This is a genomic window from Nonomuraea sp. NPDC048826, assembly GCF_043198225.1.
GTDB lineage: Bacteria > Actinomycetota > Actinomycetes > Streptosporangiales > Streptosporangiaceae > Nonomuraea.
In genome coordinates this window covers 126,749-139,968 of the sequence record NZ_JBICUQ010000007.1, presented here as the reverse complement: position 1 = coordinate 139,968, position 13,220 = coordinate 126,749, and the positions used below count along the sequence as shown (strand labels likewise).

The window sequence follows — 13,220 nt, the reverse complement described above, 5'->3', positions numbered from 1 at the left end:
CCTGCTTCATCTCCCGTGCGCCGGGTTCGACGCGCATGCGGATCTCCGCGGCTCGCGCGCCCGTCGGGAAAGGTCAGGAACCGCTGTTCGCCCTCCAGCCGGGTGTCCATGCCTCCTCCCGTTCGGGCGTCGGCGTTCCCGTCATGGGCCGGCGGGCGGACGCGATCGCCGCCCACAGGAAGAGCGCGGCCCAGGCGCACAGCACCCCGAAGCCCGCCCACGGCGGCAGCGGGAAGTAGCCCATGATCGGGAGGTGGACGTCCTCCATGTGCGCGTACTCGGGGACGCTCTGCTGGATCGCGAAACCCGCGGCGGGCGTGAAGACCAGCAGCCACTCGCCCACGCCCGCGAGCGCCAGGACGTAGGGCAGGACGACCGCCGCCACCGCCGCGACGACCGCCACCGCCCGGCGCCTGATCAACGCGCCCAGGGCCAGCGACAGCACCGCGACGGCGGTGAACAGCAGACCCGTGCCGACGACCACCTGCAGGTACGCCGGCAGGCCGACCGGAAGAGGATGGACGCCCCTGGACGGCAGCACCGCCAGGCTCACCGGCACCACCACCGCGGCGGGGATCACCCCGGCGAGGAAGGCGGCCGTCCCCATCACCACAGCCTTGGCGGGCAGCGCGCCGCGCCGGCGCTCCGACGTCGCGTACGCGACCGCGACCACGATCACCACGAGGAGCCCCACCGGCCCGCCGATGAGGGTCCGTTCGATGGGCTGGCCGGCCACGGCGGGAGCGATGTCGCCGACCCCCGTCACGACGAACTCGTCACCCGAGCGGGAGAAGGCGCCGGGGTGGTGCGGGGTGACGCCGTCGGGCTCCATCTCGACACCGATGTCGTCGAACGTCCAGTCGCCGGCTCGCGGGCTGACCTGGTCGAAGACGCCGGTGGCCTCGGTGAATCGCGACTCGGGCCCGCCACCGCCCATCGTCACCGCGCCGGGCGAGGCGGCGAACAGCCCGATCTCCACCGTCTCGGGCAGGCCGTCGAGCCGCGCCGTGCCGACCTCGGTCCACCGCTTCCCGTCGGGCGACTCGAACCCGGTCAGCGTGTCGCCGGCCCTGGTCAGCCGGAGCCAGCGCGGGAACCCGCCGGTCGAGCCCGCGGTGTCCTCGGTGAAGTCGTGCTGCATCCGCACCCCGTGCCCGGCCGTCATCATGACCGCCGCGTACCGCGAACCCTGTTCGATGCCGTCCTTGACCATGACGCCCGCCTTCGCCCAGGGCACGAGCCCGGGGACCGGCGGAGGACCTGCGCCGGTGCCGGGAGGCGGCGGCTCCTTGATCCGCCCCGTCATCCCGGTCACCCGGGCGGTGATGCTGCCGTCGCCGCGCAGCGACCGGTGCACGAAGGTGAAGTCGTCCTCCACCGCCTGGCCGCCGGGCCCGAGCACGGGCGGCGGGCAGGGCTCCTCGATGTCGGTGCGCGTGGCCAGGTCGAACTTGCCGCACGTGGCCTGCGCGGTGAGGGTCAACGCCAGCCCGACCGCCATCGGGATCAGCAGCGCGACCAGCATGGCGATCACCCGGCCGCGGCTGGCCCGGAACGTCGCCCATTCCGCGCGCATCACGACGCGGCTCCGGGAAGGGAGATCAACGGGGTGAGGGCGGGTGACTCGGTTGTCGCGTCCATGGCGGGCAGACTAGGTAGCGCGGCCCCCCGAGGGCGTCACGCCGCGGAGCCATCTTCCGCGTCCCTGCCGCCAGCGACGCGGATCCCCCACACGAGGGACCCCGGCTGAACCAGGTCAGGCGGAAGGACTCCACCAGCCGCGTTGCCACGGCGTCTCAACCGGGCCAGATACCTGCGGCCGGACGAGGCGAGGCGGGTGAGTGCTCTGCTCAGCGGCGCTGCCACGGCGTTCCGACTCCGCCAGAGTTCTGCGGCCGGACGAGGCGAGGCGGGTGAGTGCTCTGCTCGGCGGCGTGAGGACTCGCCCCGGACCGGGTCAGATGGGGAAACGCTCTACCCAGCGGCGCTGCCAGGGGGTCTCGACCGCGCGGGGGTGGTAGTGGGTGCGGGTCCAGGTGACGGCCTCGCCGGCGGGGATGCCTGCCAGGATGGCCAGGCAGGCGATGACGGTGCCGGTGCGGCCTACGCCGCCGCCGCAGGCCACCTCGACCCGCTCGCCGGAGCGGGTGTGTTCAGACAGCTCGCGGATCAGCCGGATCGCCTGCTCGCGGTCGCGCGGCAACAGGAAATCCGGCCAGTCGATCCACGCGTGGGGCCAGATCAGCTGAGCGTCATGGCTCCGGCGCAACCGGCCACCGCCCAGGTAGAGGCCCCGGTCGGGGACCTCACCCGCCGGGGCGGGATTCCTGAGGCCGCGGCCGCGCACCCACCCGCCGTCGGGCAACTGGATCGCGCTGGTCAGTCGTGTGTCCGCCATGGGCTCATTGTCGTCCGTGTCTCCCCCGCCGACCGGCGGCTTCGCTTCCGGCGGAAGATCCGGCACACGAAAGATCCGGCGCCCACGGAAGATCCGCCGGAAGATCGGCGGAACTCCGGCGAATGATGCCGCGGAAGATCCGGTCACCCGCCCGATTCGAGGTGCTGGGCGATGCGTTCGATGGCGGCGAGGTCGTCCGGGGTGAGCCGGTCGATGAAGTGGCGGCGTACCGAGACGAGGTGGGCGGGCGCCGCGTCGCGCAGGGCGGCCAGCCCGTCGTCGGTGAGCACGAGCAGGCAGCCCCGGCCGTCGGACTCGTCGGGGGCCCGCCGCAGCAGGCCGCGCGCCTCCATCCGGGTGGCGTGCCGCGACAGCCGGCTGCGTGACCAGCCCATCTTGGTGGCCTGCTCGCCCAGGCTGCTGGTGTGGCCGGGCCGCTCGGAGAGCGTGCTGAGGACCTCGTAGTCGGCCTCGGAGAGCCCGATCGCGGCCAGGTCGTGGGCGGTGCCGGTCTGCACGGCGATCATGACGCGGCGGAACGCGCGCCAGGCCCGTTCCTCGTCCGCCTCCAGCCACCGGACCGCGTCCGACGAAGTCGTTGACATGTAATCAATCTACCATCTACATTCGTTTACATGTCAACGAAACCTGTGCGTGTCGTCGTCCTGGGATGCAGCACCCGCCCCGGCGCTCTTGGGCCCCGCATCCAGCGATGGCTGCTCGAAGCCGTGGCGGGCCGCGCCGCCGAGCTGGGCGTCGAACTGGTGCCGGTCAGCCTCGCCGAGCTGAACCTGCCGTTCCTGGACGAGGAGGAACACCCGTCCTCGGGCCTCTACCGGCACGGGCACACCAAGCGGTGGAGCGCGATCGTCGAGGCGGCGGACGGCTTCATCGCCGTCACCCCCGAGTACAACTACGGGATGCCCGCCACCTTGAAGAACGCGCTCGACTACCTGAGCCGCGAATGGGCGTGGAAGCCGATCGGGTTCGTCAGCTACGGCAACACCTCGGCGGGCACCCGGTCGGTCCAGCACGCCAAGCAGGTGGTGACCACGCTGCGGCTGGTGCCGCTGGGCGCCACGGTCGCGATCCGCATCGGCGAGGCGGTGCGCGACGGCGGCCTCGTGCCCGACCCCGCCCGCGACGGCGCCGCCGTGGAGGTGCTGGAGGAGCTCGTCCGCGTGGCCCACGCCCTGCGTCCCGTGCGCGAGCGCGAGAGCTTCCCGCCCGGCCCGCTGCCGGGCTCCTACCTGCGGCGGCTGTCGCCCGCCGACGCGCCCGAGGTGACCGTGCTGCAGCGATGCTGCTGGGTGGACGAGGCCGTCGCCAACGACACGACGGCCCTGGCCGCGCTGCGGGAGACCGTGGACGACGTGCGGAGCTGGCTGACGACCTGGGACGCCACCGGCCTGTGGCTGGACGGACGGCTGGTGGGCATGGTCAGGACCCGGGCCGACGGCGCCGACTGGCACCTGGGCAGGCTCGCCGTGGTGCCCGACCTGCGCGGCGGAGGGCTGGGCCGGTGGCTGCTGCGCGCCGCCCAGGCCGCCGCGCCGGAAGGCGCCCGCGTCGTGCTGTCGACCGGCGCCAGGAGCTCGGGCAACCTGGCCCTCTACCGCAGCGAGGGCTTCGAGGTGACGGGGCCGGCCGACGGCGACGCGGTCACCCTGGCCAAGGCCGGGGCCTGAACCCGGGTCAGCCGATGTGGCCGAGCTGGGCGGAGAGCCGGGAGGCCGACTCCACCACGAGGGGCGCCTGGTCCGGCATCCGCGGCTCGAACCGGCTGCCCGGCCCCGAGACGCTCACCGCGGCGATGACCAGCCCGTCGTGGTCGAAGACCGGCGCGGCGATCGACGCCGCGCCCTCCAGCCGCTCGCCGAGCGAGCTGGCGTAGCCGCGCTTCCTGATCGCCGCCAGCTCGGCCCGCAGCTCGTCGAGGTCGGTGATCGTCTTGTCGGTGAGCGCGGTGAGCCGATGCCTGGACAGGAACCCGTCGATCTCCTCCTCGCGCAGGAACGCCAGGATCGCCTTGGAGGAGCTGCCCGCGTGCAGCGGGTACGGGATGCCGAGCGAGACCTCCATGCGCAGGTCGTGGTCGGGCACCACCTGCTCGACGTAGAGGCGGGTGTCGCCGCGCCGCACCGACAGGGTGGCGGTCTCCCCCGACTGGGCCGACAGCCGGCGCAGCTCGGGCCCGGCCATCGCGCGCAGGTCGGTGCGCGCGAGGTAGGCGCGGCCGAGCGCGATCGCGGCGTGCCCGAGCGAGTAGCGCCGGGTGACCGGGTCGACGGCGATGAGGTCGCGGTTGCGCAGCGCCGTGAGGATGCGGTGGACGGCCGCCTTGGTCAGGTCGAGCTCGGTGGCGATCTCGGTGACCCCCAGGTCAGGCCGTGAGCTCCGGCCGAACAACAGCAGGACGTCCATGGCGCGCTCGACCGCGGCGATCGACCGGCTCTGATTCTCCGACTCCGCCTGGACGTGCACCGGACCCCCTTGTTACATCGACGACATGCCCCAGTCTATTTCCCTTGGGGAAACGGCGTCACGTTGACACGAATTTGAGGAGTCGTTACCGTCAGCGTGACGCTGTTTCCATCAATGGAACAGGGAGACCCGGTGACGGCAAGCGGCGAGTCCTTCCGCGCGGCCATGGCGCAGTGGCCGAGCGGCGTGGTCATCGTGACCACCGGGGCCGAAGGGGCCTGGCACGGCATGACCGCCAGCTCCTTCGCCAGCGTGAGCCTGTCCCCGCCCATGGTCCTGGTATGCCTCGCCCACGGCAGCAGGACACACCGGCTGGTGGCCGAGCACGGCTTCTTCGCCGTCAGCGTGCTGGGCAAGGACCAGATCGCGATCGGCCGCAGGTTCGCCGGCCAGGAGCCCGCCGAGGACAGGTTCGCCGGCGCCCCCTGGATCCCCGGCGCGACCGGCTCACCCGTGCTCGCCGACGCCGTCGCCTGGCTTGACTGCCGGGTCGCGCACGCGTACCCGGGAGGCGACCACACGATCTTCGTCGGCGAGGTGCTCAGGACCGCCACCCCGCGCCGGGTGGCGCCGGTGCTGTTCCACTCGCGCGCCTGGGGCCAGCTCGCCGACCTGCTGCCCGACCGCATCGGCGTGGCCGACACCGGCCTGCTCGCCGTGCTGCGCGCCCGCGGCTTCACCGGCGCCCGGCTGGCCGGCATCGCCCGCTCGCTGCGCGCCGCGGGCAGCCGGGTACGGCTGTTCGACCAGCAGGGCGCCGACCCGTGCGCCGACCCGCTGCCGCCCGAGGACCTCGACCCCGCCACCGCCTCCGCCCTGATCACCGAACCCGCCCAGACGCGGGCCGTCGCCTCCGCGGGAGCCGGGGTCGCCGAGTTCACCGCCGCGGAACCCGAGCCGGCCGCCCGGCTCCTGGAGGCGGCCGGGCGCGCCGGGCTGGCCACCGTCGGCCACGTCCCCGAGGCGTTCGCTCGCGACCGCGCCGACCACGTCGTGGCCACCGTCGCCCGGCTGGCCGAGCTCGGCTGCGACGAGATCGGGCTGGAGGAAGGCGCCGTCGCCGCCACCCCGATCCGGGTCCGTGACCTGCTGCAGGACGCCGCCGCGGTCGCGGGGGCGGCCACCGTCCGGGTCGCCCTGCGCGAACGCCACGGCATCGGCCTGGTCAACGCGCTGGTGGCGATGAAGAGCGGGGTGCGGCACTTCGACACCACGCTGGGCGGCGTCGACGGCGCGCTGCCCGCCGAAGACGTGCTCTTCCTGGCCGGACAGCTCGACGTGGACACCGCCGTCGACCGGTCGGTGCTGGTCGCCAGCGCTGCCGAACTGGAAAGCACCTGGGGATCCGTGCTCCCCGGACGCACCTACAAATTCGCGAACCAAAGGGGACGACGTGATCGACAGATTGACCGGTGAGCGCTTCATCGACGACATGACCGAGGCCGAGCGCGCCCGCGCCGAGCGGGTCGAGTCCGTGCTGCCCGCCCTGCGCGCCGCCGCCGTCAAGGCCGACCAGGAAGGCGACTTCCCGATCGAGCACGTGGCGCTGCTGCGCGAGGCCGGGCTGCTCGGCCTCGTGGTGCCGCAGGAGTACGGCGGGCTGGGCGGCACCCTGCGCGACCTGGCCGCCGCGACGTTCGCGATGGGCACCGCCTGCCCGTCCACCGCGCTGGCCTTCTTCTTCCACAACACCAGCGCCTCGCGCGGCCTGCTGCCGCTGGAGGCGATCGAGGCGGGCCTGTTCGACGAGGAGGAGATCCCGGTCGTACGGGCCTTCGCCGAGAAGGTGCTGACCAGGATGGCGTCCGGCGTCTGGCTGGCCAACTTCGCCTCGGAGTCGGTCAAGAGCTCCGCCGCCAACATCGCCATCGCCACCACCGCCCGCCGGACCGAGGGCGGCTGGATCCTGGACGGCGAGAAGTCGTTCGGCTGCGCCACCGGCGTCGCCGACTACTACCTGACCACGGCCAAGCTGGAGGGCTACGACACCGCCGAGGGCCTGGTCACCTTCTTCGTGCCGCGCGACGCGAAGGGCGTCTCCACCCGGGCGCCGTGGGACGGGCTCGGCATGCGGGCCACCGCCAACAACGGCATCCGGCTGGACCAGGTGTTCATCCCCGAGGACGAGGCGCTGACCGTGCCCGGAGCGTTCACCCGGATGCTCCAGATGAGCCGCGGCAGCTTCGTCGGCAACCAGCTGGCCATCTCCGCCGTCTACACCGGCTGCGCGCAGAACGTCTACGACGAGACCCTCGAACAGCTCACCCGCAAGACCTTCGCCGACACCGGCAGGCCGATCGCCTCCTCGCCCATGCACCAGCAGATCATCGGGGAGATGACCGTCCAGCTGGAGACCGCCTACCTGTGGCTCCGCCGCCAGCTGCTGCTGGAGACCTCCGAGCCGCCGCTGCGGCCCAAGTCCGACGTCTTCCGCCAGTGGCGGATGGGCAAGGGATCGGTCACCGAGGCGTGCTTCCAGGTGGCGCTCGGCGCGTTCAAGGCCTCCGGCACCTCCGGCGCCTCCATGACCGGCACCGCCGGTCGGGCGCTGCGCGACCTGGCGATGGGGCTGGTCATGACCTTCCCCGCCGAGCGCGGCCGGCTGGAGGTCGCCCAGATGGTGACCCAGGAGAAGGAGAACACGCTGTTCGCCACCGTGGAGAAGTCGTGATCGCGCTTCCCGGAACCGCCGACCTCGTCGACGGCGACTGGGCCCGCTGCACCGAGGACCTCGGCTTCGACCTGGAGAACCCCGCCACCGGCGAGCCGGTCGCGCGCGCCCTCGGCTCCTCCGCCGCCCGCGTCGAGGCGGCGCTCGCGGCCGCCGACCGGGCCGCCGCGAGCTGGGGCGGCACCTCCGTCGAGGAACGCGCCGCGCTGCTCGACGCCGCCGCCGAGGCGCTGCGACGCCGGGTCGGCGACATCACCGCGCTGGAGTCCTTCGCCACCGGTGTCCCGATCGGGCAGACCAGCGGGCTCGGGCTGATCGTGCACGGCGCGTTCGCGCTCGCCGCCGGCCGGCTCCGGGCCGGCCTGCTGCGCGCCGACCGCGACGGGGTCGAGGTGCACCACCTGCCCTGGGGCCCGGCCCTGTGCCTGGTCCCGTGGAACGCGCCCGCCCCCATGGCCGCGCACAAGGCCGCCAGCGCGCTGGCCGCCGGATGCCCCGTCGTGCTCAAGGTCAGCGAGTACGCCCCCTACGGCACCCAGCTGCTGGCCGAGGTCCTCGGCGAGGTGCTGCCGCCCGGCGTCTTCCAGCTCGTCATGGGCGACGCCCGCACCGGCGCCCGGCTGGCCGAAGACCCGCGGATCCGCGTCGTCTCCTTCACCGGCGGCCTGGCCGGCGGGCGGGCCGTCGCCGCCGCCTGCGCGAGCGCGCTGCGCCCCGCCCAGCTGGAGCTCGGCGGCAACAACCCGCTCGTGGTGCTGCCCGACGCCGCCACCGACGCCGCCGCCACGGCCGCCGCCGAGCTGCTCACCTCGCTCAACGGCCAGTGGTGCCGGGCGCTCGGCCGGCTGATCGTGCCCCGGCCGCGCCTGCCCGAACTGGTGGCGGCCGTCGGCGAGCGGCTCGCCGCGCTGCGCGCCGGCGACCCGCTCGACCCGGAGACCGCCTACGGGCCGCTGGTCCACTCCGTCCACCTGCGCCGGGTACGCGCCGCGACGGAGGAGGCGGGCGGCCACGCGACCGCGTACGGCGACATGCCCGCCAAGGGCAACTACCTGGCGCCCACCCTCATCACCGGAGCCGACCTGGCCGACGAGATCTTCGGGCCCGTCGCCGCCGTGGTGCCCTACGACACCGAGGAAGAGGCGGTGCGGCTGGCCAACGCGACCCCGTACGGGCTCGAAGGCTACGTCGTCGGCGCCGACACCGAGCGGGCGCTGGCCGTCGCCCGGCAGGTGCGCGCCGGCGAGGTCAAGGTCAACGGGTCCAGCGTGATGAGCCTGCACCTGTTCACGCCGCGCCCGGCGTGGGGCCTGTCCGGGCTGGTCGACGAGGGCACGGCGGAGACGATCCGGTTCTTCACCGGCACCCGCGTCGTCGGCGTCGAGGGGGCGCCGTGAAGCGCGTGCTGATCGCCGGCGCCGGGCCGGTGGGACTGACCGCGGCGCTCACCCTGGCGCGCGGCGGCGTGCCGGTGACCGTCCTGGAGGCCGGGCCGGAGCTGGCCGCCGAGTCACGGGCCTCCACCTTCCACCCGCCCACGCTGGAGATGCTGGCCGAGCTCGGCGTGCTGCCGGAGCTGATGACGCGCGGGCTGGTCGCGCCCACCTTCCAGTATCGCGACCGGCGCGGCGGCGCCATCGCGACCCTGGACATGGCCGTGCTCGCCGAGGACACGCCGTACCCGTACCGGGTGCAGTGCGAGCAGAGCAAGCTGACCCCCATCCTGATGGAGCACCTGCTCCGGCACGGCGGCGAGGTGGTGTTCGGGGCGGCCGTCCAGGAGGTCCTGCCGCGCGCCGGCGGCGTGCGGGCGACCACCGCGGCGGGCGTGCCGTTCGACGCCGACGTCCTGATCGGCGCCGACGGCGCCCACTCCGCGGTGCGGCGGGCGCTCGCCATCCCCTTCGAGGGCATCACCTACCCCGAGCGGTTCCTGGTCGCCTCCACCGACGAGGACGTGGAAAGCCTGCTGCCGGGCATCGCGCCGATCAACTACGTCTTCGACCCCGAGGAGTGGCTGGTCCTGCTGCGCACGCCCGACCACTGGCGGGTGCTGCTGCCCACGCCCGACGACACCCCCGACGACGCGGAGCTCGCCCGGCTGGCCGGGCGGCTGCGCGCCGTCGCCGACCCCGGGCGCGACTGGAAGGTCGCCCACTCCTCGCTCTACCGGGTGCACCAGCGGGTGGCCGGCCGCTTCAGGGACGGGCCGGTGCTGCTGGCCGGGGACGCGGCGCACGTCAACAACCCGCTGGGCGGCCTCGGCATGAACAGCGGCATCCACGACGCCGTGCTCATGGCCGCCGCGCTGCTCTCGGGCGACAGCGCGGCGGTCGACGCCGCCGCGGAACGCCGGCGGCAGGTGGCGCTCCAGCACGTGCGCGCGATCAGCCACGGCAACTGGGAGAAGCTGCGCTCGGCCGACCCCGCCGCCCACCACGCCGAGCTGCGCGCCCTGGCCGCCGACCCGGAGGCCGCCAGGCAGCACCTGCTCCGCGCCTGCCTGATCACCTCGCTCAGGTGACGGTCGCGGCGGCCGCCCAGGACGGGCGGGAAAGGAAGATCCGATGGACCTGATCAGCCGGGAGAACCCCGCCCGGACCACCGAGATCGTCGGCCGGGTCCCCGTCACCGGCGCGGACGGGGTGGACGCGGCGGTGCGCCGGGCCGCGTCGGCCCAGCGGGAGTGGGCGGCCCGGCCGATCGGCGACCGGGTCGCCACCCTGCGCCAGGCCGCCGAGACCCTCGCCGGCCGGGTCGGGGAGCTGGCCGTGCTGCTGGCACGCGAGGCCGGCAAGCCGCTGGCCGACTGCCGGGGCGAGATCTCGTTCGCGCTCGCCCACCTGCGCTGGGTGTGCGAGCACGCGCCGCGCGTGCTGGCCCCCGCCGAGACCGACGACGCGGCCGGCCGCCTGGTGGTGCGGCGGGCGCCGTACGGAGTGGTGGGGTGCGTCACGCCGTGGAACGCCCCCGTCATCCTGGCCGTCGTCAAGCTGGCGCCCGCGCTGGCGGCGGGCAACGCCGTGGTGCTCAAGCCGTCGCCGCTGGCGCCGCTCACGGTCGGCGAGGTGGCCGCGGCGCTGCCGGGCGTGGAGGCCGTGCACGGCGGCGCGGCCACCGGGCGGGCCCTGGTCACCCATCCGCTGGTCCGCAAGGTCGCCTTCACCGGCGGCGACGCGGCCGGCCGGGAGATCGCCGCGGCGGCCGGCGCGATGCTCACGCCGACGGTCATGGAGCTCGGCGGCAACGACCCGGCGATCTTCCTGCCGGACTTCGCCCTCTCCGGCGACGACTACGAGCGCCTCGTCATGGCGACGTTCGCGACCAGCGGGCAGGTGTGCATGGCCGCCAAGCGGCTGTACGTGCCGCGCGCCAGGACGGCGGAGTTCACCGAGGCGTACCGGGCGGCGGCCGCGCGGGTCCTGGTGGCCGGGGACCCGCTGACGCCCGGGGTGACGATGGGGCCCGTCATCTCCGCCCAGGCCGCCGACCGGGTCCGCGGGCTGGTGGCGGCCTCGGTCGAGCGGGGCGGTACGGAGGTGACGCTGGGCCGGATGGACGCCGACCCCGAATCCGGATATTTCGTGACCCCGACCCTCGTCACCGGGCTCGACGACCACGCTCCCCTGGTCGCCGAGGAGCAGTTCGGCCCCGTCGTGCCGCTGCTGTCCTACGACACCGAGGAGGAGGCGCTGACCAGGGCCAACGCCGGGGAACTCGGCCTGGGCGCCTCGGTGTGGTCGGCCGACGAGGACCGCGCCTTCGCCCTGGCCGCCCGCCTGGAGGCCGGCTTCGTCTTCGTCAACACCCACAACCGCACCGGCATGTCCCTGCGCGCCCCCTTCGGCGGCGTCAAGCGCAGCGGCTACGGCCGGGAGTACGGCGAGGAAGGGCTGCTGGAGTACGTGCAGAGCGCGGTCGTGCACGCTCCCGCGGCCTTCCGCCGCGACGGCGCCGGGATGTCCGCCACCGCCTATCCCGTATGACCCGGACAACGACGAGGCCCGGGGCGATCGCCGATCGCCCCGGGCCTCGTGGTGTCAGCGCGCGGGTTCGGTCAGGGCGCCGGCCAGCTGCCAGGGGCGGCCGTCCACCACGTCGGTGCCCCGGGAGACATGCCGGTTGACCGCCTGCTCCGGGCGGACCACGGCATGCACGACCTCGTCGGAGTTCTTCACCGTGGTCACCTCCGGATGGCTGATGCGGCCGGTGAAGGGACCTTCCCAGACGGTCCAGAGCGTGAAGTCCCGGGGCGCGCCGAGGATGAGCCCCGCCACGCCGTCAGGGCCGTCCTGGCCCGCCACCACCAGGTTGAGCCGGTTCTCCGCGGCCCGCTCCAGCAGGCCGAGCCGCAGCTCCCATGCCTCCCTGGCGGTGTACGGGACCGCGACCACGTCGGCGTCGGCCAGCGCCGCCAGGCGGAACTCCTCCGGGTGCCGCGCGTCCTCCCCGGCGATGACCGCCAGGCGGCCCCAGGGCAGCCGGTGGATCGGGCACGGGTCGTCGGCGGACTCCTCGGGAGGCAGCGCGCCGGAGGCGTTCACCAGAGTCCCTGAACCGGTCACGACATGGGCCGGAGTCTCCCGTACGGCCTCCGCGACCTCCTCCGCCGTCAGCGGGGAGCCCTCTGGCAGGACGATGAGGGCGGCGCCGTCGGCGGCGGCGCGGCGCACGGCGGAGGCGCCGCCGCGGACCACCGCGACGTGGAGCTCCGGCGTGCCCGGCGGTGCGGTGCGGCCGCGCGGGGGCCGGGCGATGGCGGTGTAGCGGGCGGGGCGGCGGGTGGCGAGATGCCGGGCGCGGTCATCGTCGGCGCTGCCGGGGTCGATGTCGGCCACCACGACCGCCTCCCCGGTGCGGGGGCCCTTGGCCACGGTGGTCCCGTCGGGAGCGACGATCTGGCTCTCCCCGGCCCCGTGCAGCCACTCGGCCGGGATCTTGAGCCCGGCGCTGACCTGGGCCAGCCGGTCGGCGGGGATGAGCGGGCCGACCTTGTTGGCGGCGACCACCCAGACCTTGTTCTCGGCCGCGCGGACCGGGATGTGCAGCGAGGCCTCGTCGGTGGCGAACGAGTTCAGGCTGTTGAGCAGCACCTGCGCGCCGCGCACGGCCATCCCGCGGGTGACCTCGCAGATCACGCCTTCCATGCAGGCGTACATGCCGATCCGGCCGACGGGGGTGTCCATCACCGGGCCGAGCTCGGCGCCAGGCTGGAAGTAGTCGTTCTCGGAGCCCATCAGGATCTGCTTGTCCGCCTCGCCCAGCAGGTCGCCGTCCGGGCCGTACAGGAGGGAGGCGCCGGTGGTGCGGCCGTCGTCATGGGCGAGCGTGACGCCGATCTTGATGTGCGCGCGGTGCCGGCGGGCGGCGTCGGCGATCGCGGTGAGGAAGGAATCGCCGTGCCGGCACGCCAGCGCGTGGGCCTGCTCGCGGCTCTCGTACCAGGACAGATGGTTGCAGAACTCGGGTAAGACGATCAGCTCGGCGCCTCGGCTCGCGGCTTCGCCGATCATGCGCAAGCTGGTGGCGAGGTTCGCGGCGATGTCCTGGCCGACCTCGAACTGAACCGCGGCGACCCGCACCACAGTGCCTCCCTGTTACCTCTAGAGAAACGGTGTTTCCAACGCCTACAATCTCGCAAACCAGAGCCCGATGTCCAGAGGAGAC

The 13,220-nt window shown here is 74.1% G+C and carries 11 protein-coding genes; 6 read left to right on the top strand and 5 right to left on the bottom strand.

Going from position 1 to position 13,220, the window contains the following annotated elements:
- Positions 1 to 73 precede the first annotated feature (73 nt).
- The 3 genes from ACGFI7_RS25475 to ACGFI7_RS25465 form a co-directional block, all read right to left on the bottom strand.
- Positions 74 to 1,576, bottom strand: a complete 1,503-nt coding sequence (locus tag ACGFI7_RS25475) for a hypothetical protein (RefSeq protein ID WP_393409560.1) — start codon at positions 1,574 to 1,576, stop codon at positions 74 to 76.
- A gap of 381 nt (positions 1,577 to 1,957) precedes the next feature.
- Complete coding sequence (locus tag ACGFI7_RS25470; protein ID WP_393408956.1) at positions 1,958 to 2,398, bottom strand: protein-tyrosine phosphatase family protein; 441 nt, start codon at positions 2,396 to 2,398, stop codon at positions 1,958 to 1,960.
- A 143-nt stretch (positions 2,399 to 2,541) separates the two neighbouring features.
- Positions 2,542 to 3,003: a MarR family winged helix-turn-helix transcriptional regulator gene (locus tag ACGFI7_RS25465; RefSeq protein WP_393408954.1), complete on the bottom strand. Its 462-nt coding sequence runs from the start codon at positions 3,001 to 3,003 to the stop codon at positions 2,542 to 2,544.
- Positions 3,004 to 3,033: 30 nt separating this feature from the next.
- Between ACGFI7_RS25465 and ACGFI7_RS25460 the strand changes: the two genes are divergently transcribed.
- Positions 3,034 to 4,086 (top strand): GNAT family N-acetyltransferase, encoded by a 1,053-nt coding sequence (locus tag ACGFI7_RS25460; protein ID WP_393408952.1) that lies wholly within the window; start codon positions 3,034 to 3,036, stop codon positions 4,084 to 4,086.
- A gap of 7 nt (positions 4,087 to 4,093) precedes the next feature.
- Here the strand turns inward: ACGFI7_RS25460 and ACGFI7_RS25455 are convergent, their stop codons facing one another.
- A complete protein-coding gene (locus ACGFI7_RS25455; protein WP_393408949.1) occupies positions 4,094 to 4,882 on the bottom strand; it encodes an IclR family transcriptional regulator in 789 nt (262 codons plus the stop codon).
- A gap of 132 nt (positions 4,883 to 5,014) precedes the next feature.
- On the opposite strand from ACGFI7_RS25455, the gene ACGFI7_RS25450 reads away from it, so the two are divergent.
- From ACGFI7_RS25450 to ACGFI7_RS25430, 5 genes are read left to right on the top strand one after another with little or no spacing between them, the layout of a single operon-like run.
- Complete coding sequence (locus tag ACGFI7_RS25450) at positions 5,015 to 6,298, top strand: flavin reductase (protein WP_393408947.1); 1,284 nt, start codon at positions 5,015 to 5,017, stop codon at positions 6,296 to 6,298.
- On the top strand, positions 6,276 to 7,553 hold the full coding sequence (locus ACGFI7_RS25445) for an acyl-CoA dehydrogenase family protein (RefSeq protein WP_393408945.1): 1,278 nt from the start codon (positions 6,276 to 6,278) through the stop codon (positions 7,551 to 7,553). The genes ACGFI7_RS25450 and ACGFI7_RS25445 overlap by 23 nt, the downstream gene beginning before the upstream one ends.
- Positions 7,550 to 8,950, top strand: coding sequence for an aldehyde dehydrogenase family protein (locus ACGFI7_RS25440; RefSeq protein WP_393408942.1), 1,401 nt, complete (start codon positions 7,550 to 7,552; stop codon positions 8,948 to 8,950). Before ACGFI7_RS25445 ends, ACGFI7_RS25440 begins: the two co-directional genes overlap by 4 nt.
- Positions 8,947 to 10,077 carry an FAD-dependent oxidoreductase gene (locus ACGFI7_RS25435; RefSeq protein WP_393408940.1) on the top strand — a complete coding sequence of 377 codons (1,131 nt, stop codon included), beginning with the start codon at positions 8,947 to 8,949 and terminating at the stop codon, positions 10,075 to 10,077. Before ACGFI7_RS25440 ends, ACGFI7_RS25435 begins: the two co-directional genes overlap by 4 nt.
- 43 nt (positions 10,078 to 10,120) lie before the next feature.
- A complete protein-coding gene (locus ACGFI7_RS25430; RefSeq protein ID WP_393408937.1) occupies positions 10,121 to 11,539 on the top strand; it encodes an aldehyde dehydrogenase family protein in 1,419 nt (472 codons plus the stop codon).
- Between the two features lie 54 nt (positions 11,540 to 11,593).
- Here ACGFI7_RS25430 and ACGFI7_RS25425 read toward each other — a convergent pair whose 3' ends face one another.
- Positions 11,594 to 13,138: a nitrilase-related carbon-nitrogen hydrolase gene (locus tag ACGFI7_RS25425; protein WP_393408934.1), complete on the bottom strand. Its 1,545-nt coding sequence runs from the start codon at positions 13,136 to 13,138 to the stop codon at positions 11,594 to 11,596.
- Positions 13,139 to 13,220 lie beyond the last annotated feature (82 nt).

Bases quoted from the DNA above. Each gene is read 5' to 3' on its own strand.
- ACGFI7_RS25475 (WP_393409560.1), bottom strand. From the start codon at position 1,576: ATGCGCGCGGAATGGGCGACGTTCCGGGCCAGCCGCGGCCGGGTGATC.
- ACGFI7_RS25470 (WP_393408956.1), bottom strand. From the start codon at position 2,398: ATGGCGGACACACGACTGACCAGCGCGATCCAGTTGCCCGACGGCGGG.
- ACGFI7_RS25465 (WP_393408954.1), bottom strand. From the start codon at position 3,003: ATGTCAACGACTTCGTCGGACGCGGTCCGGTGGCTGGAGGCGGACGAG.
- ACGFI7_RS25460 (WP_393408952.1), top strand. From the start codon at position 3,034: ATGTCAACGAAACCTGTGCGTGTCGTCGTCCTGGGATGCAGCACCCGC.
- ACGFI7_RS25430 (WP_393408937.1), top strand. From the start codon at position 10,121: ATGGACCTGATCAGCCGGGAGAACCCCGCCCGGACCACCGAGATCGTC.